The sequence below is a fragment of the Streptomyces sp. enrichment culture genome (assembly GCF_964273145.1).
In the GTDB taxonomy this organism is placed as follows: Bacteria; Actinomycetota; Actinomycetes; order Streptomycetales; family Streptomycetaceae; genus Streptomyces.
The window spans coordinates 5,823,492-5,842,887 of sequence record NZ_OZ186873.1; the positions used below are offsets into that span (position 1 = coordinate 5,823,492).

The window sequence follows — 19,396 nt, forward strand, 5'->3', positions numbered from 1 at the left end:
CAAAGGAGATGTGCGATGGATCATGTGAGAAGTAACGCTCTGTGATGTGAGTCACCGCATGTGACCGCGACGGTGTGGGAAAGTGCTGCCTCGGTCTGTGCCCCGTTCAAGGGTGGTACGGACCAGGACACGTACGGACGTCCCGGGCGTATCCCGCCCGGGCGCACCAGAGAGTGGTACCACCCGTGAGCAAGGACGCCGTTGACACGGCACAGGTTGCCGACCATCCCCAGGCAGCCCAGACGCCCGCGGACGCGGGCGACGCCGGTTACAGCAAGGACCTCAAGGCCCGCCACGTCAACATGATCGCCATCGGCGGCGCCATCGGCACCGGCCTCTTCCTGGGGGCCGGCGGCCGCCTGCACAACGCCGGCCCGGCGCTCGCGCTGGCCTACCTCGTCTGCGGCGTCTTCGCGTTCTTCGTCGTGCGAGCGCTCGGTGAACTGGTCCTGTACCGGCCCTCCTCCGGGTCCTTCGTGTCGTACGCGCGCGAGTTCCTCGGCGAGAAGGGCGCCTACGTCGCCGGCTGGATGTACTTCCTGAACTGGTCGACGACCGGTATCGCCGACATCACCGCGATCGCGCTGTACACGCATTACTGGAGCATGTTCACGAGCATCCCGCAGTGGGTGCTCGCCCTGATCGCGCTCGCCGTGGTCCTCGCCGTGAACCTGATCTCGGTGAAGATCTTCGGCGAGATGGAGTTCTGGTTCGCGATCATCAAGGTCGCCACCCTGGTCGGCTTCATGCTGATCGGTGTCTTCCTGCTGGCCACCCAGCACGAGGTGGGCGGCGAGAAGCCCGGCCTGCACATGATCACGGACCACGGCGGCGTCTTCCCGCACGGCCTGATGCCCGTCGTCCTCGTCATGCAGGGCGTGATCTTCGCCTACGCCGCGCTGGAGCTGGTCGGCGTCGCCGCCGGCGAGACCGCCGAGCCGGAGAAGGTCGTCCCGCGCGCGGTGAACTCGATCATGTGGCGGGTCGGCCTGTTCTACGTCGGCTCGGTCGTCCTGCTGGCCCTGCTGCTGCCCGGCTCGGTCTACTCGGCCGACGAGAGCCCGTTCGTCACCGTCCTGTCCAGGATCGGCGTCCCGGCCGCCGGCGACGTGATGAACCTGGTCGTCCTCACCGCCGCCATGTCCTCGCTGAACTCCGGCCTGTACTCCACCGGCCGCATCCTGCGCTCCATGGCGATGGCGGGTTCCGCGCCCAGGTTCACCCGCGTGATGAGCCGCAGCCAGGTCCCCTACGGCGGCATCCTGCTGACCTGCGGCATCTGCGTGCTCGGCGTCGGCCTGAACTACCTGATGCCGAGCAAGGCCTTCGAGATCGTGCTGAACGTCGCCTCCCTGGGCATCATCAGCACCTGGGTGATCATCATGATCTGCCACGTGATCTTCGTCCGCCGCGCCAAGGCCGGCCTGGTGGACCGCCCGCACTTCCGGCTGTGGGGCAGCCCGGTCACGGAGATCGCCACGATCGCGTTCCTGCTGGCCTGCCTCGGCATGATGTGGAACGACCCGGAGGTCGGCCGCAGGACCCTCCTGCTCATCCCGGTGATCGTGGTCATGCTGATCGCTGGCTGGTACGGAGTCCGCCGCCGCGTCGGCCGGAACGCCGGCGCGGACCTCGCCGAGCCGGGGAAGTAGCAGCCGAAGGAACGGCAGACCAGGACCGAGCCCGGGGCCCGGGCGACCGGCTTCGCCGCGTCGCCCGGGCCTCGTCGCACCCTCCGCTCAGTGCTCGTGCGCCCGCTGGTGCTCCCGCCCGTGCTCGTGCACGCCGTTCGTCGCGGTGATCTTCTTCCACGACCTCGGTTGCGCCGGCGCGTTCGGGGCGGTGGCGACGGAGGCCGCGCGCGCGGCGGGCGCGGCCGGCTTCGACGGCTGGAACAACCAGGTGTCGAAGAGCGCGGCCAGCGGCTTGCCGGACACCTCTTCGGCGTACCGGCGGAAGTCGGCGACCGTCGCGTTGCCGTGGGCGTACGCCGCCGGCCAGCCCTTGAGGATCGCGAAGAACGCCTCGTCGCCGATCTCGTTGCGCAGCGCCTGCAGGGCCAGGGCTCCCCGGTCGTAGACGGCGATATCGAACTGGTGTTCAGGGCCTGGGTCCCCGGGCTTCACCGTCCAGAACGGGTCGTCGGCCGGGTGCGAGGCGTAGACGTAGTCGGCGAGCTCCTGCGCCGTGCCCTCGCCCTCGTGCTCGGACCACAGCCACTGCGCGTAACGCGCGAAGCCCTCGTTGATCCAGATGTCCTTCCAGCCGGCCACGGACACCAGATCGCCGTACCACTGGTGGGCCAGCTCGTGCACCACGAGGGAGGTGTTGGAGCCGTTCGCGAACTGCCGGGGGCTGTAGAACGGCCGGGTCTGCGTCTCCAGCGCGTACCCGGTGTCCGTGTTGGGCACGTAGCCGCCCAGCGCGTTGTAGGGATACGGCCCGAAGTAGCCGCTCAGCCAGTCGGCGATCTCCCCGGTCCGCTCGATGCTGGCCCGGGCCGCGCCGGCGTGCGGGCCGAGGTCCTTGCTGTAGGCGTTGACGACCGGGATGCCGCCGTCGGTGGTGGAGGTGGTGAGGTCGAACCGGCCGAGGGCCAGCGTCGCGAGATAGGTGGCCTGCGGCTTGTCGGACCGCCAGTTCCACCGGGTCCAGCCCGACCGGGACGTGGTCGACTGGAGCGTGCCGTTGGAGATGGCCTGGGTGCCGTCCGGCACCTGCACCGACACGTCGTAGGTGGCCTTGTCGAGCGGGTGGTCGTTGGCGGGGAACCACCACCAGGCGGCCTCGGGCTCGTTGGCCGCGACGCCGCCGTCCGGGGTGCGGTGCCAGCTGGTGAAGCCGTAGGCCTGCTTCGTCGACGGCACGCCGCTGTAGCGCACCACCACGGTGACGGCCGTGCCCTTGCGCAGCGGGCTCTTCGGGGTGATCACGAGCTCGTGCTCGCCGCTGGACGCGAACGACGCCTTGGTGCCGTTCACCCGCACCTCGCTCACGTCGAGCAGGAAGTCCAGGTTGAACCGCGACAGGTCCTGGGTGGCCTCGGCCAGGATGGTCGCCGTGCCCTCCAGCCGGTCCGTGGCCGGCTGGTACTTCAGCCGCAGGTCGTAGTGGGAGACGTCGTATCCGCCGTTGCCGTAGGCCGGGTAGTAGGGATCGCCGATGCCCGGTGCGCCGGGGGAGAAGCTCGCGGCCGATGCCGGGATCGCCAGCAGCAGGGTGGACGCGGCCAGCGCTCCCGGCGCGATGATTCTGCGGTGCACGAATACTCCAAGTCGTAGGGGCAGGACATCTGTTCGGAGCCTATTGAGTCCTCGCCGCCTCCGGTGTGTCCATGGCCGCCGCTGTCACACGATCGCCATTCGGCCGTCGTGAACCGCCCGCCCCACCGGCCGGTGTCCACCCCGTCCACCGCCCGGAGGCCCTCTTCTGTCCGGCAGTTGACCGATGTACCGTCCGCGCATGCCGACACGCATGCGCCGCGCGAACCGCAGACCGCTCGCGACGGCGGCCACCGCCGCCCTCCTGGCCGCGCTCGTCACGCCCGCCGCGGCACAGCCCGCCGCCCCGCGCAGGAGCGAACCCGTCTACTCGTACGACGACGCCGTCCGCGAGGCCGTATGGGTGGACACCGGGCTCGACGGGGACGGCGACGGGAGGACCGACCGCGTCGCCGTCGACATCGTGCGCCCGCGCGAACCCGCCCGGCAGGGCCGCGAGGTCCCCGTCATCATGGACGCCAGCCCGTACTACTCCTGCTGCGGACGCGGCAACGAGAGCCAGAGGAAGACCTACGACGCGGACGGCGACATCGTGGGGATGCCGCTGTTCTACGACAACTACTTCGTGCCCCGCGGCTACGCCTTCGTCGGCGTCGATCTGGCCGGAACCAACCGCTCCGACGGCTGCGTCGACGTCGGCGGAGACTCCGACGTCCAGTCCGCCAAGGCCGTCGTGGACTGGCTCAACGGACGCGCCGAGGCCTACACCACCCGCACCGGCACCCGGCGCGCCCGGGCCGACTGGACCAACGGCCGCACCGGCATGATCGGCAAGAGCTGGGACGGCACCATCGCCAACGGCGTCGCCGCCACCGGTGTCGAGGGCCTGGAGACGATCGTCCCGATCGCCGCCATCTCCTCCTGGTACGACTACTACTTCGCCCAGGGCGCCCCGCTGTACGACTCCGGCCCCGACCGGCTGTCGGACCACGTCAACAGCCCCGGGGCCCGCGCCGCGTGCGACGCCGTGCAGCGCGAGCTCGTCGGCGGGGCCCCGCGCACCGGCGACTGGACGCCGCTGTGGACCGAGCGCGACTACATAAGGGCCGCGGGCAAGGTGAGGGCGAGCGTCTTCCTCGTCCACGGCACGCAGGACCTCAACGTCCGCATGCAGCACGTCGGTCCGTGGTGGGACGCGCTCGCGAGGAACGGCGTCGAGCGCAAGATATGGCTCTCCGGGACCGGGCACGTCGACCCCTTCGACTTCCGCCGCGCCGAGTGGGTCGACACCCTGCACCGCTGGTTCGACCACGAACTGCTCGGCTACGACAACGGCATCGACCGCGAACCCGTGGCCGACATCGAACGCGGGCCCGGCCAGTGGGTCACCTCGGCGGCCTGGCCGCCCCGCGCCACCCGCGCCACCACCCTGCGCCCCGGCCGGGGCACCCGGCCGGGCGTGGGCACCCTCGGCCTGCGCAAGGGCCGCGGCACCGAGACCTTCACCGACGACCGGCGGCTGGGCGAGACCGACTGGGCGGCCCGGATCGACACCCCGACACCGGACAAGGCCGGGTTCACCACCGTCCCGCTCACCCGCGACCTGCGCCTGTCCGGCTCCTCCACGGTCACCGTGACCGCGACGCCCACCACGCCGACGGCCCACCTGTCCGCCGTCCTCGTCGACCTCGGCCCCGCCACCATCCGCGACTACACCGACGCGGGCGAGGGCATCACCACGCTCGCCGACCGCACCTGCTGGGGCGCGAGCACACCGGGCGACAGCTCCTGCTACAAGGAGACGGCCGCCAAGACGGCCGACGTCGACTACACGATCGTCAGCCGCGGCTGGGCCGACCTCGGCCACGACACCGGCACCGGCGAGGGCGCCCCCCTCACCCCGGGCAAGCCGCACACCGTCACCCTGGACCTCGCCGCCACCGACCACGTCGTCCCGGCCGGGCACCGCCTCGCGCTGATCGTGGCGGGCACCGACCGGGGCCTGATCGACCCCCCGGCCGACACGCCGGCCCTCACCCTCGACCTCGCCCGCACCTCGGCCCGCGTACCGTTCACCGGCGGCCCCGCCGCCTTCGCCCGCGCCACCGCCGGCTCCGCCTCCCACGCCCCGGGGGCCACGCCCCTCGACGGTGTGAGCGCGCCGTCCACCGTCCACCACGTCCCGGAGGGAGGCCAGTGAACCGCTTCCGCGCCCTGACCCTCACCACCGCGGCCCTCGCCGCGTTCCTCGTCACCGCGCCGACCGAGGCCGCCGACGCCGTCTCGTCCGCCCCGCCGCGCACCGGCTTCGAACAGTCGAACGGCGCCCGCTGGACCACGCAGCCCGAGGAGCAGCGGCTCCTGGCCGCCGCCGACCGGGCGAGCCGGCGGGTCCTGGTCGACCGCATCGGCACCACGAAGCAGGGCCGCCCGCTCCAGCTCGTCACCCTCGGCCGGGCGGCCGCCCCGCACAAGGTGCTCCTGGTGTGCAGCCAGCACGGCGACGAACCCGCCGGCCGCGAGGCCTGCCTGTCCACCGTCCGCGACCTGGCGTACGCGACCGACCGGCGGACCCGGCGCTTCCTGGACCGCACGACCGTGCTCGTCGTCCCCACCGCCAATCCCGACGGCCGGGCCGCCGACACCCGCGGCAACAGCGACGGCGTCGACGTCAACCGCGACCACCTCGCCCTGAAAACCGCGGAGGCCCGCGCCCTGGCCGCCGTCGTCCGCGACCGGCGCCCCGACGTGATCTACGACCTGCACGAGTACGGCGCCACGCCCCCGTACTACGACAAGGACCTGTTCGACCTGTGGCCGCGCAACCTCAACACCCGGGACGCCGTCCACGACGAGGCGCGGACCCTCTCCCAGGCGTACGTCCGCCCCGCCGCCCGGAACGCCGGCCACTCGATCGGCACCTACGGCATCTGGACCGACCCGGCCACCGGCGACCCGATCCGGCAGACCGCCGGTGACGGCCAGGAACGCATCCTGCGCAACGCCTCCGGCGTCAAGCACGCCGTCGGCCTGCTCATCGAGAGCCGCGTCGACGCGCTCACCGAGGAGGAGAGGCGGGACGGGGCGCTGAACAATCGCCGCCGCGTGCAATCGCAACTCGCCTCTCTGCAAGGCCTGTTCGCCTACGCCGACGAGCGGCGCGGACACATCGGGGCGGCCACGGACACCGCCCGGCTCGCCGGCCTGAAGGACGCCGGACCGGTGTACCTCGGCGGCGCCGACAACGACCCGCCCGAGTCGTCGGACGTGCTCTCGGACCCGCCCTGCGCCTACCGGCTCGACGCCGCCCAGTACGCGGAGTTCGGCGACGAACTCGCCCTGCACGGCGTGCACGCGCGCCGCCACGGCGACGGCGCCCTCGTCCCCCTGCGCCAGTCGCTGCGCGCCCTCGTACCGCTGTTGCTCGACGAGCGGGCCGATCACCACCTGACGGCGGGCGAGCCCGTGACCCGCTGCTGAGGGAACGACACCGACGGCGCGGGGATAAAAATGTCTTCAGAAGGGAACAATTTCGGCCATATACCGGCCGAAAGGATGCTGCCCGTGACGCATGACGAGGGAAGCGACAAGCAACACCACGCGGGAGGCTCGCTGCCGGGTTCGGAAGCGGGCCTCCCCGGTCGGGAACGGCCCCGGACCGACCGGGTCGTCTTCGGGGTGACCGCCGCCCTCACGCTCGCCTTCGTGGTCTGGGGCGCTGCCGCCACCGACTCGCTCACGGACGTCTCCGGCAGCATGCTCGGCGGACTGATGCACAACGGCGGCTGGGCGTTCGTGCTGGCCGCCTCGGGCTTCGTCGTCTTCGCCCTCTGGCTCGCCGTCAGCCGCTACGGCCGGATCCACCTGGGCGCGGAAGGCGAGAAACCCGAGTTCCGCACCGTGTCGTGGGTCGCGATGATGTTCAGCGCGGGCATGGGCATCGGTCTGATGTTCTACGGCGTGAGCGAACCGCTCGCCCACTACACCACCGCCCCGCCGGGCACCGACCCGGCCGGCTCCGGCGACCGCGTGGAGACGGCCATGGCCACCACCCTCTTCCACTGGACGCTCCACCCGTGGGGCATCTACGCCGTGGTCGGCCTCGGCATCGCCTACAGCACCTTCCGCAGGCGCCGCCGCCAGACCATCAGCGCGGTCTTCACCCCGCTCATCGGCGAGAGGAACGCGAGCGGCGTCGGCGGCCGGATCATCGACATGCTCGCCATCGTCGCCACCGTCTTCGGCTCCGCGGCCTCCCTCGGGCTCGGCGCGCTCCAGATCGGCTCCGGAATGGAGGAGCTGGGCTGGATGGGCAAGGTGAGCACCGGGCTGCTCGTCGCCGTCATCGCGGTACTGACCGCGGCGTTCGTCGCCTCCGCCGTCTCCGGTGTCGAACGCGGCATCCAGTGGCTGTCGAACACCAACATGGTGCTGGCGCTGGCCCTCGCCCTGTTCGTGTTCGTGGCCGGCCCCACCGTCATCGTCCTCGACCTGCTCCCCACCTCGGTCTTCGCCTACCTCGGCGACCTGTCCCAGCTCGCCGGCCGCACCGAGGCCGGTGGCGCGGGCGTCGCCGACTGGCTGAGCAACTGGACGGTCTTCTACTGGGCCTGGTGGATCTCCTGGACGCCGTTCGTCGGCATGTTCATCGCCCGCATCAGCCGGGGCCGCACGATCCGGCAGTTCATCGGCGGCGTCATCCTCGTCCCCAGCACGGTCAGCCTGATCTGGTTCGCGGTCTTCGGCGGCTCGGCGATGAGGATGCGGGAAGAGGGGCGGCTGGGCGAGGAGACCACCCCCGAAGGGCAGCTCTTCGCCGTGCTCCGGGAGTTCCCCGTCACGACCGTCACCAGCCTGCTGGTGATGGTCCTCGTCGGCATCTTCTTCGTCTCGGGCGCCGACGCCGCCTCGATCGTGATGGGCACCCTCTCCCAGCGCGGCGCCCTCGAACCGAGCCGTCCGGTGGTGGTGTTCTGGGGCGTGGTCACCGGCGCGGTGGCCGCCATCATGCTCCTGGTCGGCAGCGGCCAGGGCGACGCGCTGACCGGCCTGCAGAACCTCACGATCCTCGCGGCGGCCCCGTTCGTCGTCGTGATGGTCCTCATGTGCGTCGCCCTCCTGCGCGACCTGCGCCGCGACCCCCTCATCGTGCGGGGCGAGATGGCCTCCGAGGCCGTGGAACTGGCGGTCGTCGAGGGCCACAAGCGCTACGACGGCGACTTCGAGATCCGCGTCGGCCCGGGCCCCGGCACGGACGTGGAGGGAGACCCGATCGGCAAACCCTGACCGTCCCCGCCCGTGCCGGGGCCCGGACCCGCGCGGGAGCGGACACCGTCCGTTCCCCCACGTTCCCGCCCTCCGCCGTCAACCGCGCCCACCGCCACGGCGGACGAGCCGCCGTGGCGACGAGCGGCGGCCGCGCCCGCGGTCCGGGCCCGCCGTCCCCCGGCGGTCACCGCACGCGGCCCGGGCGGCCGGTCCGCCGCCCGCGCACGGGCCCGTCCAGCCCGGTCCCGCCCGGCACCCCTTCGGTCACGCGTACGCCGGTCCCCTCCGGCCGCGCCGCCCCTTCCCCGTACGCGTCCGGCGGACCGGCGCCCACGCCCTGGGCGGGCGGCCGGTCCGATCCGATGCGGCCGCCGCGGCGCGCCCGCGACCACCGAGGCGGTGCGTCCGGCGGGCGCCCGCGTCCGCACCCGCACCGGCCGGCCCCGCCCGGCGGGGACGAGGGACACGGCCGACCACGGCGGCCCCCTCGCCCCGCCCGGTCCCCCCACCGGGACGTTGGCGGAATATGTCATGCCGTGCTCAGGTCCGTCCGGTTCCGGGAATACTCACCGCATGGCTGCCGAGTACGCGACCTTCGGCCTGGCACCGGCGATGCGCGCCGGCGGCGTCCTCGCCGACGGTGCCTACCAGGTCCACCGCGACTTCCTGGACTTCATCGTCGACGGGCGCCCGCTGCTGTTCCGGCTCGCCGACCTGGACGCCGTCTCCCCGCTCGCCTCCGACGTCCCGCCCGCCCTCTTCGCCGCCCAGGTCCGCGGTCTGCTCCTGGAGACCGAGGCGCCGCTGCCCGGCGGCCGGCACATCCTCTACGGCTGCCCCGAATGCGCGGACCTGGCCTGCGGGGTCGTCACCGCCGTCATCGAGCGGGAGGGCCGGAGCGGCGAGGGCGGCGAGGGCGGCGAAGTCTTCGTATGGCGGGACTTCGCCTGGCAGACCGACGTGAACGTCGACCTGGAGCGCGACGGCTATCACGGCATCGGCCCGTTCCGCTTCTCCGGAGCCGCCTACCGCGCCGCGCTCGCCTCCCTGCTCGACGGCACCGCCGTGGCCCCCCGCCGCCGGGTCCTGCTGATCGGTTCCCGCGTCGCCCTGCTCGCCAAGCTCGCCGCCGCGCTGCGCGCCATCGGCGTCGGCGCCGACATCACCCGCGACGCCGACGACGTCCCCGCCGGCGAACTGCGCGGCTACGACGCCGTCGCCTTCGGCCGCACCGTCCCCGAGGAGCGGCGCGCCGCCGTCCGCGCCGCCTTCGCCCGCGCCGGGGCCGAGGTGGCCTGCGTCGACGGACTCGCCCCGATCGTCCCGCTGCTCGTCGCCCAGATAGAGCACGCCCTGGACCGCGGCCCGGCGGAGCGGCGCCGCCTGACCGCGCTGGCCGTGGACGGCGGCGAGGCGGACGTCGAGGTGACCTCCCCGTGCCGGGTCAGCCTCACCGCGTACCGCCTCGACCGCCTGAACCGAACCCGCGCCCACGAGGTCTTCGACGACGTCCTCGAACCCGGCCGCCACCGCATCCCGCTGGACGCCAAGGCGGTGAAGGGCGAGTCGTACGTCGTGGCACGGGCCTCGGGAAGCGTGCTGACCGCCACCGCGGCCACCCGCTGAAACCGGGCCGGGGCGACGGGGCGGCGGCCGTTAGGATCGGCGGTCTGATGACTGCCACCCTCGTCGCCAAGAACCTCGCCGCCGGCCACGGCGACCGCTCCCTGTTCACCGGACTCGACCTCGTCGTCGCGCCCGGCGACGTGATCGGACTGGTCGGCGCCAACGGCGCGGGCAAGTCCACGCTGCTGCGGATCCTGGCCGGCCTGACCGCGCCCGAGCAGGGCGAGGTACGGCTGTCCCCGCCGACCGCGACCGTCGGCCACCTGCCGCAGGAGCCGGAACGGCGGCCGGGCGAGACCGTCCGGGCCTTCCTGGCCCGCCGCACCGGGGTCACCGGTGCCCAGCGGGCGATGGATGAGGCCACCCAGGCGCTGGTCGACGGCGCCCCCGGTGCCGACGACGCCTACGCCACCAGCCTGGAGCGCTGGCTCGCGCTCGGCGGCGCCGACCTCGACGAGCGCGCGGAGGAGGTCGCGGACGCGCTCGGCCTGGCGGTCGGCCTGGAACAGCCGATGACCTCCCTGTCCGGCGGCCAGGCGGCCCGCGCGGGCCTCGCCTCCCTCCTGCTCTCCCGCTACGACCTCTTCCTCCTCGACGAGCCCACCAACGACCTCGACCTGGACGGCCTGGAACGCCTGGAACGCTTCGTGACCGGCCTGCGCGCCGGGACGGTCGTCGTCAGCCACGACCGCGAATTCCTCGCCCGCACCGTCACCAAGGTCCTCGAACTCGACCTGGCGCAACGGCGGACCAACCTCTACGGCGGTGGCTACGAGGGCTACCTGGAGGAGCGGGAGACGGCCCGGCGGCACGCCCGCGAGGACTACGAGGAGTACGCGGACAGGAAGGCGGCGCTGGAGGAGCGGGCCCGGACGCAGCGCGCCTGGATGGACAAGGGCGTGAGGAACGCCCGGCGCAAGGCGGGCGACAACGACAAGATCGGACGCAAGTTCCGCAGCGAGGCCAGCGAGAAGCAGGCCGCCAAGGCCCGCCAGACCCAGCGGCTGATCGAACGCCTGGAGACGGTCGAGGAGCCGCGCAAGGAGTGGGAACTGCGCATGGAGATCGCGGCGGCCCCGCGCTCGGGCGCGGTCGTCGCCAGCCTCCGGGACGCCGAGGTGCGGCGCGGCGGCTTCGTGCTCGGCCCGGTCACCCTGCAGATCGACTGGGCGGACCGGGTGGCGGTCACCGGTGCCAACGGCGCGGGCAAGTCCACGCTGCTCGGCGCCCTCCTGGGCCGCGTCCCGCTGGACGCCGGACACGCCTCGCTCGGCTCGGGCGTCCTGGTCGGCGAGGTCGACCAGGCCCGCCGGCTCTTCCACGGGCCGGAGTCGCTGCTGGACGCCTTCCGCGCCGCGGTGCCGGACACCGAACCGGTCGAGGTGCGCACCCTGCTGGCCAAGTTCGGCCTCAAGACGGACCACATCCTGCGCCCGGCGGCGGGCCTGTCCCCGGGCGAACGCACCCGCGCCGCCCTCGCCCTGCTCCAGGGCCGGGGCGTCAACCTCCTGGTCCTGGACGAGCCGACCAACCACCTCGACCTCCCGGCGATCGAGCAGCTGGAGTCGGCCCTGGACGCCTACGGGGGCACCCTGCTGCTGGTCACCCACGACCGGCGGATGCTGGACGCGGTGCGGGTGACCCGCCGCCTGGAGGTGGCGGACGGCAAGGTGGCGGAGCGTTAGGCGGCCCGGCCCGCCTGACGCTCCGCCACCCGGGCGGCGCCGCTCCCGCTACGCCAGGCCGGCCCGCCGCAGCGCCTCGGCCATCGCACCGCCGCCGGGCGGCGCCGCCCGGTCCTGCCGCGGCTTGCCCCCGGACCGTCCCTGCCCCTGCTGCCGGCGCTGCTGCGGGGGCCGCCCGCCGCGCTCACGCTGCTGCCCCTGCTGCCCCTTCGCCACCGCCTCGTCGTCCAGCCGCAGCGTCAGCGAGATCCGCTTGCGCGGGATGTCGACGTCGAGGACCTTCACCTTGACGATGTCCCCGGGCTTCACCACGTCCCGCGGGTCCTTCACGAACGTCCTGGACATCGCCGACACGTGGACCAGCCCGTCCTGGTGCACCCCGACGTCCACGAACGCCCCGAACGCCGCCACGTTGGTCACGACCCCCTCCAGGACCATCCCGGCGGACAGGTCGGAGATCTTCTCCACGCCCTCCTTGAAGACGGCCGTCCGGAACGCGGGCCGCGGGTCGCGCCCCGGCTTCTCCAGCTCCCTGAGGATGTCGGTGACGGTCGGCAGACCGAACTTCTCGTCCACGAAGTCCTGCGGACGCAGCGACCGCAGCACCCCGGTGTTGCCGATGAGGGAGGCGACCTCCTGCCCGGTGGTCTTCACCATCCTCCGCACCACCGGATACGCCTCGGGGTGCACGCTGGAGGCGTCCAGCGGGTCGTCGCCGCCGCGGATGCGCAGGAAGCCCGCGCACTGCTCGAACGCCTTCGGGCCCAGCCGCGGCACCTTCTTCAGCTCGGACCGCGACCGGAACGGCCCGTTGGCGTCCCGGTGCGCCACGATGTTCTCCGCCAGAGCGGAGGTGATGCCGGAGACCCGGGCCAGCAGCGGCGCGGAGGCCGTGTTGACGTCCACACCCACGCCGTTCACGCAGTCCTCGACCACCGCGTCCAGCGACCGCGACAGCTTCACCTCGGACAGGTCGTGCTGGTACTGGCCGACCCCGATCGACTTCGGGTCGATCTTCACCAGCTCCGCCAGCGGGTCCTGCAGCCGGCGGGCGATCGACACCGCGCCGCGCAGCGAAACGTCCAGTTCCGGCAGCTCCTGCGAGGCGAAGGCCGAGGCCGAGTACACGGAGGCGCCCGCCTCGGAGACCATCACCTTGGTGAGCTTCAACTCCGGGTGCTTCGCGATCAGTTCACCGGCGAGCTTGTCGGTCTCCCGGGAGGCCGTGCCGTTGCCGATGGCGACCAGCTCGACCGCGTGTTCCTTCGCCAGCCGCGCCAGCCTCGCGATCGCCTCGTCCCACCTGTTGGCCGGGACATGCGGGTGGACGACGTCCGTCGCCACCACCTTGCCGGTCGCGTCGACCACGGCGACCTTCACACCCGTACGGAAGCCGGGGTCGAGGCCGATCGTGGCGCGGGTGCCGGCCGGCGCGGCGAGCAGCAGGTCGCGCAGGTTGGCCGCGAACACGTTCACCGCCTCGTCCTCGGCGGCGGTGCGCAGCCGCAGCCGGATGTCGATGCCGAGGTGGACCAGGATGCGGGTGCGCCAGGCCCAGCGGACGGTGTCGGCCAGCCACGTGTCGGCGGGGCGTCCGCGGTCGGCGATGCCGAACCGGCCCGCGATGATCCCCTCGTACGAGGACCGGCCCGCCGGGGCACCGTCCGGCTCCTCCGGCTCCAGGACGAGGTCGAGCACCTCCTCCTTCTCGCCGCGCAGCAGGGCGAGGACCCGGTGCGAGGGCAACTCGGTGAACGGCTCGGCGAAGTCGAAGTAGTCGGCGAACTTGGCGCCCGCCTCCTCCTTGCCCTCCCGCACCCTGGCCACCAGCCGCCCGCGCGTCCACATCCGCTCGCGCAGCTCGCCGATGAGGTCGGCGTCCTCGGAGAACTTCTCGGTCAGGATCGCCCGCGCCCCGTCGAGGGCGGCCTGCGGATCGGCCACGCCCCTGCCCGCGTCGACGAACGCGGACGCCGCGGCGAGCGGCTCGACGGAGGGGTCGGCGAGCAGCCCCTCGGCCAGCGGCTCCAGCCCCGCCTCCCGCGCGGTCTGCGCCTTCGTGCGCCGCTTGGGCTTGTACGGCAGGTAGACGTCCTCCAGGCGCGCCTTGGTCTCCGCGCCCCGGATGCGGGCTTCCAGCTCCTCGGTGAGCTTGCCCTGCTCGCGCACCGACTCCAGGATCGCCGTCCGCCGCTCCTCCAGCTCCCGCAGGTAGCGCAGCCGCTCCTCGATCGCGCGCAGCTGCGCGTCGTCGAGCGTCTCGGTCGCTTCCTTGCGGTAGCGGGCGATGAAGGGCACCGTCGAGCCGCCGTCGAGCAGCTCGACCGCGGCCTTCACCTGCCGCTCCCGTACGCCGAGCTCCTCGGCGATCCTGCCTTCGATGGATCCGCTGGACCCGGGTGTGGTCACGATCCCGTACCGCCTTCTCACTGAGGTTGCGCGGCAATTGTGGCAGGCGGCGCCGACAGGCGGGGATCAGGGCGGCGCGCGGCGGGTCCGGTCCGAGAGGGACCGGACCCGGCGGGTCCGGTCCGGACGGAGGTCAGGCCCGGCGGCTGCGGGTGGTGGACGACGCCCCGCCGAAGAGGCGGGCCAGGGCCCGGAAGGGCAGTGTCACGACGGTGGCGACGGCGCCGCCGATCTGGCGCAGCACGTCTGCGATGGCACGGAACACGGAGTACCTCCCCTTCGTCTGCCGGCCGCTTCGGCCGGGAGGAAGCGGGTACCTCGTCACCGGCCGTGCATGCACCCCGTGCGTCCTGTGTGCTGTCTCAGCCCTTGCCGCGCAGGTCCGCGGGGAAGGCGCCGGCGCCGACCGCGGCGCGCGCGAACCCCGCCGCGATCTCGGTCAGGCGTGCGACACCCTCCGCGCCCAGGCGTGCGTAGGGGGCGGCGTCCAGCCGGTCCGTCTCCCGCTCGATCTCCTCGCGCAGCGCGACGCCCCGCCCGGTCAGCTCGCCGGCGCCGTCGAGCAGGCCGCGGTCCCGCAGCCGGGCGACCGCCGCGTCCCAGTCCTCCCGGGTCCAGCCACGGGTGGCGAACACCCACTTCGGTGCCAGGCCCTTGCCGGTCGCGGTGTGGGTCACCACCGCCTCCAGGCCGTCCAGCCCCGCGGCCGTCAGCACGGCGAGGTGCCCGTCGCCCCGGTGCTCGCGCAGCAGGGTCGCGGCGTGCCACAGCGCGAGGTGCGGCTCCTCGGGGACGGGGAGGTCGGCGTGGGCGGAGTACAGCGGCCTGGCGCTGCGCGCACACCCCTCGGCGGCCCGCAGCGCCAGTCGCGCCGCCTGCGCCATCTCCTCGCAGACCAGGGCCTCTTCTCCCAGCAGGCGGCGCAGCGTGGCGTCGACGGCGCGCAGGCGCGCGGCCAGGACCTGCTCCGGAGCGGCGCTCCGCCACACCGCGGGCACGTGCCGGGCCACGAGCTCGTGCTTGTAGTTGTAGAACGCCGCCGTGACGGCACCGGCCCCGACCGGGCCCAGCGCCGCCGCGCGCACCGCGAAGTTGGCGGCCCGGGGATCGGTGATCCCGAGCGCACCCAGCTCCCGGGACAGGTCCGGTGAGAAGTACAGCGTCGAGTGCAGGGTGTTGAGCGCGTTGTGGCAGCGGCGGCCGGCGTGCGGCTCCAGGACGGCAGTCGTCATGCCGGCCACGCTACCAACCGCTTGGTATGCCCCTCCAGGGGTGAGGTGGTCATGACAACGCCATGCGGGGGAGGCAGGCCGCTCGTCGTGGCCGCCCTCCCGCCCCCGCCGAGGCATCGGCGGCACGACGCAGCACACCGTCCTCGTCGTCCTCCTCGGGGGCGTACGGAGCCTCGACGTGAGCGGCCCCGCGGAGGTCCTCACCGACGCGGAGGCGCACTCCCCGGGAGCGTGCCGGACCGGCACCGCCCCCCCGACGGCGCTTCGGCGCGCGGCCCCAGCGGACCGGCCTCTGTACCCGGCGGGCCGCTCGACGCGTCACCGCGCCCGCACACCCCGCTCGTCCCCGGCGGCCAGGGCTCCCGCCGCCGGGGGCGAGCCGGGTGCGCACGCGCGAACCGGGCGCTCCCCGCCCGATATCCGTGTGCACCGGCACGAGCCCGCTCGCCGAGGCCGGCCTCCCGACGGGCCGGCGCGCGGCCTCCCGCCGACCGGTCCCGGACCGGCTGAAGCGCCACGGCGCCGACCCCCGAGGGGGGAAGGCCGGCATCGAAGGCCAGTACGTCCCCGCCGGCATCGGCATGGGTCTCACCCCGCTCGGCCGGATCACCGGCGACGACCACGCGCGGATGGTCCGGTTCGCCGCGGAGCACGCCCCGCAGCCGCCCTGCGAGGCGGGACGCCGCTCGAGGCGCCCGAGCGCGTCGCCGCCCGGCTCCGGTCGCAGCCGCTTCATCCCGGCCCGGGCACACTCCAGGTGAAGCGCGGCCGCCTGCGCTGAAGGAACGCGGCGACGCCCTCCGCGGTGTCGCCGCTCGCGCGTGCCTGCGCGGCCCAGTACGCGTCGCGGTCCGTGCGGCCGTCCGCGAACTCCTTCGCCGCGGCCTGCGTCAACTGCGAGCGGGACACCAGGACCCGGGTGAACTCCGCGACCCGCCTGCCGAGTTCCCCCTCGGGCACCACCTCGTCGACCAGCCCCGTCCGCAACGCCCGCCGCGCGTCGATCAACTCGGCCGAGAACAACAGGTACTTGGCGGTGGCCGGCCCCACCAGCGCCACCAGCCGCCGGGTGGCCGACGCCGGATAGACGACCCCCAGCCTGGCCGGCGTCACCCCGAACAGCGCGCCCTCCTCCGCGAACCGCAGATCGCAGGCGGCCGCCAGTTGCGTCCCGCCGCCCACGCAGTGCCCGCGCACCGCGGCCAGCGTCGGCTTGGGGAACGCGGCCAGCGCCTCCTCGGCGGCCACCGCCAGCCCTTGGGCCTCCTGCGCACACTCCTGGAGGGCCGCGATGTCCGCCCCGGCGCAGAACGTCCCGCCCTCGCCGGTCAGCACCAGCGCCCGCACCGCCGGATCCGCCGCCAGCGCGTCGAGGAGCGGCGGCAGCGCCCGCCACATCGCGGCCGTCATGGCGTTGCGTTTGGCCGGGTGGCGGACGACGACGGTGGCGACCGAGCCGGTGATGCGGTGCAGCAGCCGGGGTTCCATGCGCGGATGTTATCCACCGGGCCGCGCCCCCCGGCCGAAAACCCGGGGCGGATGTTTACGACCCGGCGGGTGGAGGGGACCCGACGGGAAACCGTTTCGGGGTGACAGGCTGGAGGAGGGCGCCGATGGCCGCGTCGACCAAGCCCCGCGGCGGCGCGGCGGGGCTGAACCGGGACTTCGGCCGGCTCGCCGCCCTCGGCGTGATCCTGCTGATCGCGGGACTCGTCGGGCTCGTCTACACCGCCGCCGCCACGCTGACCTCGATGTTCCTCTTCGGCTGGCTGCTGCTGACCGGTGGCGTCGTGGGTCTGCTGCACGCCGTCCAGTCCCGGGGCACCAGCTTCCTCTGGCTGGGCGTCGTCGTCGCGGCCCTCAACATCGCCGCCGGTGTGGTGCTCGTCCTCAAGCCGGACGAGGCCGCCGTCGCACTGACCATGTTCGCCGCCCTGCTCTTCCTCACCGCCGGCCTCTTCCGGCTGGTGGGCAGCGTGGTGGTGCGCGGCCCCCAGTCCGGCTGGACGCTCCTGGTCGGCGCCTTCGACCTGCTGCTGGGGGTCCTCGTGCTGATCTCCTGGCCGAGCGGCAGCCAGTACGTCGTCGGCGCCTTCTTCTCCCTCGCCCTGCTCTTCGACGGCCTCGGGCTGATCGCCACCGGGTTCGGCGGCCGCCGCGTCGTCGGCATGGTCTCCGACCGGCTCACCGCGGACGGCCCCGACGGCCGCGGAGGCGAGGGCGGAGGCGAGGACGGTGCGCGGGGAGGGGACGCCGGTCCGGCCGTACCACCCGACTAGTTCGCCGAGGCGACGCAACCGGGACAGGAACGATCCTGCAACAGCCCCCGTCATACGCAGGCGGTCGGAAGCGTTCGATACCCGCCGACTTGCGCGCAGCTCCGGAAAGGGAAGCGGCTCGCTGCCGACACTCGGGGTGTGGTGACAATCGAGCGCAAGGGTGGCGACCGGATCATGGACGACCACGGGCGCGGGCCCGGCCCACGCCCCGACGGCCCGGCGGCACCCCGCGACGGGGCGGGCCCCGGCCCCGCGGACCCGCTGCCGTACGAAGGCGTGTGGCGGTTCACCGCCCCCACCGTCGACGCCTCGGTCCCGCAGGCCCGGCACGCCGTACGGGACCTGCTGCGGCGCCAGGGCGTACCGGTCCCGGACGACCTGGTCCACGGCCTGCTGGTGATCGTCTCGGAGCTGGTCACGAACGCCGTCCGGCACGCGGCGCTGCTGTCGCCGACGTTCGCCGTGGAGGTCGCCGCCGGCCCCGAGTGGGTCCGGGTGTCCGTGGAGGACGACCACCCCTACCGCCCCACCGCCCTGGAGGCCGACCACGGCCGGACCGGCGGACGGGGCCTGCTCCTGGTGCGGGAGATCGCCCGGGAGGCGGGCGGGGTCTGCGACGTCGCCCACACGGCGGGCGGAGGCAAGGTGATCTGGGTCGCGCTGCCGCTCACGCCCCGCCGGCTGCCGTAGGGCGGCTCACCAGCCGGCGGAGGGGCCCGTCAGCTCCCGGATCGCGGGCCGGGCCGCGTCCAGCACGGTCATGAACCACGCCGAGAAGGTGTCCCTCGCGTGCCGCTCGGCCAGCTCGGCCGCGGTCACGTAGGCCGTCGCCGCCACCTCCTCCGCGGCGGGCGCGAGCGGGGCCCGCACCAGACCGACGAAGAGGTGGTTGTACTCCTGCTCCACCAGCCCCGAGGCCGGGTCCGGGTGGTTGTAGCGCACCGTGCCCGCCTCGGCGAGCAGAGCGGGGGAGACGCCGAGCTCCTCGTACGTCCGCCGGGCCGCCGCCGCGAAGGGGGACTCGCCGGGGTAGGGGTGGCCGCAGCAGGTGTTGGACCACACGCCGGGGGAGTGGTACTTGCCGAGCGCCCGCTGCTGCAGCAGCAGCCGGCCCCGCTCGTCGAAGAGGAACACGGAGAACGCGCGGTGCAGCCGTCCCGGCGGCTGGTGCGCGGTGAGCTTCTCCGCGGTGCCGATCGTGACGCCCTTCTCGTCGACCAGTTCCAGCAAAATCGCGTCCGCGGTGCCGTTCGACGCGTCGTGCGCCGCGTCGGCAGGTGTGATCGGCATACCCATCCTTCGCATCGGTCCTCATGCCCCAGTCTGCCGTACGGATCCGGCGCTCCCGGCGCTTGCGAGGCGCCCGCATGTCCCGAGCGCGGAGGCAGGGGGACCCGCGGACACCACCGGCCGGCGCCGTGGGGCCCGACAGGTGATCGTGCCCGGCGCCGCGGGGAGGGAATCATCCGGGGCCGGTGCGCGCGAGGACGCCGCGGGCCCGGGGCCTGTCGTACCCGATCGCCGCAGGGGCGGGGCCCGGCACGCCCTTCCCCGAGCTCTTCGAGCGGGGAGCCCCGGCCGCGTCGTCGTGGTTCGCCCGCCCCCACGCCCGGCAGCGCTCCCAGGCCCGTCGCGCCGGTTCCCTCCCCCCGCCCCGGGACCGCGCGCACCGGACT

Annotated in this window: 14 protein-coding genes; 8 read left to right on the top strand and 6 right to left on the bottom strand. The window is 73.7% G+C overall.

Annotated elements, in window-relative coordinates:
* The first annotated feature begins 185 nt into the window (after positions 1 to 185).
* Complete coding sequence (locus ACSU6Z_RS25835) at positions 186 to 1,652, top strand: amino acid permease (protein ID WP_437049172.1); 1,467 nt, start codon at positions 186 to 188, stop codon at positions 1,650 to 1,652.
* A gap of 87 nt (positions 1,653 to 1,739) precedes the next feature.
* On the opposite strand, the gene ACSU6Z_RS25840 is transcribed toward ACSU6Z_RS25835, so the two are convergent.
* Complete coding sequence (locus tag ACSU6Z_RS25840) at positions 1,740 to 3,263, bottom strand: M1 family metallopeptidase (RefSeq protein ID WP_437049173.1); 1,524 nt, start codon at positions 3,261 to 3,263, stop codon at positions 1,740 to 1,742.
* Between the two features lie 199 nt (positions 3,264 to 3,462).
* Between ACSU6Z_RS25840 and ACSU6Z_RS25845 the strand changes: the two genes are divergently transcribed.
* The 5 genes from ACSU6Z_RS25845 (at position 3,463) to ACSU6Z_RS25865 (ending at position 11,800) form a co-directional block, all read left to right on the top strand.
* Positions 3,463 to 5,421 (top strand): Xaa-Pro dipeptidyl-peptidase, encoded by a 1,959-nt coding sequence (locus ACSU6Z_RS25845; RefSeq protein WP_437049174.1) that lies wholly within the window; start codon positions 3,463 to 3,465, stop codon positions 5,419 to 5,421.
* Positions 5,418 to 6,701, top strand: coding sequence for a M14 family metallopeptidase (locus ACSU6Z_RS25850; RefSeq protein WP_437049176.1), 1,284 nt, complete (start codon positions 5,418 to 5,420; stop codon positions 6,699 to 6,701). Before ACSU6Z_RS25845 ends, ACSU6Z_RS25850 begins: the two co-directional genes overlap by 4 nt.
* 84 nt (positions 6,702 to 6,785) lie before the next feature.
* Entirely contained in the window at positions 6,786 to 8,507 is a 1,722-nt protein-coding gene (locus ACSU6Z_RS25855; protein WP_437049178.1) for a BCCT family transporter, read from the top strand.
* 555 nt (positions 8,508 to 9,062) lie between these two features.
* The gene (locus tag ACSU6Z_RS25860) at positions 9,063 to 10,115 is read left to right on the top strand and encodes an oxidoreductase (RefSeq protein ID WP_437049180.1); all 1,053 of its coding nucleotides are present in this window, start codon (positions 9,063 to 9,065) and stop codon (positions 10,113 to 10,115) included.
* A 47-nt stretch (positions 10,116 to 10,162) separates the two neighbouring features.
* Entirely contained in the window at positions 10,163 to 11,800 is a 1,638-nt protein-coding gene (locus ACSU6Z_RS25865; RefSeq protein ID WP_437049182.1) for an ABC-F family ATP-binding cassette domain-containing protein, read from the top strand.
* A gap of 48 nt (positions 11,801 to 11,848) precedes the next feature.
* On the opposite strand, the gene ACSU6Z_RS25870 is transcribed toward ACSU6Z_RS25865, so the two are convergent.
* From ACSU6Z_RS25870 to ACSU6Z_RS25885, 4 genes are all read right to left on the bottom strand, one after another.
* Positions 11,849 to 14,209, bottom strand: coding sequence for a Tex family protein (locus ACSU6Z_RS25870; protein WP_437049184.1), 2,361 nt, complete (start codon positions 14,207 to 14,209; stop codon positions 11,849 to 11,851).
* Positions 14,210 to 14,342: 133 nt separating this feature from the next.
* A complete protein-coding gene (locus ACSU6Z_RS25875; RefSeq protein WP_358782009.1) occupies positions 14,343 to 14,474 on the bottom strand; it encodes an LPFR motif small protein in 132 nt (43 codons plus the stop codon).
* Between the two features lie 97 nt (positions 14,475 to 14,571).
* Positions 14,572 to 15,441 carry an SCO6745 family protein gene (locus ACSU6Z_RS25880; protein WP_437049185.1) on the bottom strand — a complete coding sequence of 290 codons (870 nt, stop codon included), beginning with the start codon at positions 15,439 to 15,441 and terminating at the stop codon, positions 14,572 to 14,574.
* A gap of 732 nt (positions 15,442 to 16,173) precedes the next feature.
* Positions 16,174 to 16,929 (bottom strand): enoyl-CoA hydratase/isomerase family protein, encoded by a 756-nt coding sequence (locus ACSU6Z_RS25885; RefSeq protein ID WP_437049187.1) that lies wholly within the window; start codon positions 16,927 to 16,929, stop codon positions 16,174 to 16,176.
* Positions 16,930 to 17,054: 125 nt separating this feature from the next.
* Between ACSU6Z_RS25885 and ACSU6Z_RS25890 the strand changes: the two genes are divergently transcribed.
* Positions 17,055 to 17,720 (top strand): HdeD family acid-resistance protein, encoded by a 666-nt coding sequence (locus tag ACSU6Z_RS25890; RefSeq protein ID WP_437049189.1) that lies wholly within the window; start codon positions 17,055 to 17,057, stop codon positions 17,718 to 17,720.
* Between the two features lie 174 nt (positions 17,721 to 17,894).
* Positions 17,895 to 18,410, top strand: coding sequence for an ATP-binding protein (locus tag ACSU6Z_RS25895; protein WP_437050490.1), 516 nt, complete (start codon positions 17,895 to 17,897; stop codon positions 18,408 to 18,410).
* 6 nt (positions 18,411 to 18,416) lie between these two features.
* Here ACSU6Z_RS25895 and idi read toward each other — a convergent pair whose 3' ends face one another.
* Positions 18,417 to 19,010, bottom strand: coding sequence for an isopentenyl-diphosphate Delta-isomerase (gene idi, locus ACSU6Z_RS25900; RefSeq protein WP_437049191.1), 594 nt, complete (start codon positions 19,008 to 19,010; stop codon positions 18,417 to 18,419).
* Positions 19,011 to 19,396: the final 386 nt, after the last annotated feature.

Bases quoted from the DNA above. Each gene is read 5' to 3' on its own strand.
- ACSU6Z_RS25845 (WP_437049174.1), top strand. From the start codon at position 3,463: ATGCCGACACGCATGCGCCGCGCGAACCGCAGACCGCTCGCGACGGCG.
- ACSU6Z_RS25860 (WP_437049180.1), top strand. From the start codon at position 9,063: ATGGCTGCCGAGTACGCGACCTTCGGCCTGGCACCGGCGATGCGCGCC.
- ACSU6Z_RS25865 (WP_437049182.1), top strand. From the start codon at position 10,163: ATGACTGCCACCCTCGTCGCCAAGAACCTCGCCGCCGGCCACGGCGAC.
- ACSU6Z_RS25880 (WP_437049185.1), bottom strand. From the start codon at position 15,441: ATGACGACTGCCGTCCTGGAGCCGCACGCCGGCCGCCGCTGCCACAAC.
- ACSU6Z_RS25885 (WP_437049187.1), bottom strand. From the start codon at position 16,929: ATGGAACCCCGGCTGCTGCACCGCATCACCGGCTCGGTCGCCACCGTC.
- ACSU6Z_RS25890 (WP_437049189.1), top strand. From the start codon at position 17,055: ATGGCCGCGTCGACCAAGCCCCGCGGCGGCGCGGCGGGGCTGAACCGG.
- ACSU6Z_RS25895 (WP_437050490.1), top strand. From the start codon at position 17,895: ATGGACGACCACGGGCGCGGGCCCGGCCCACGCCCCGACGGCCCGGCG.
- idi (WP_437049191.1), bottom strand. From the start codon at position 19,010: ATGCCGATCACACCTGCCGACGCGGCGCACGACGCGTCGAACGGCACC.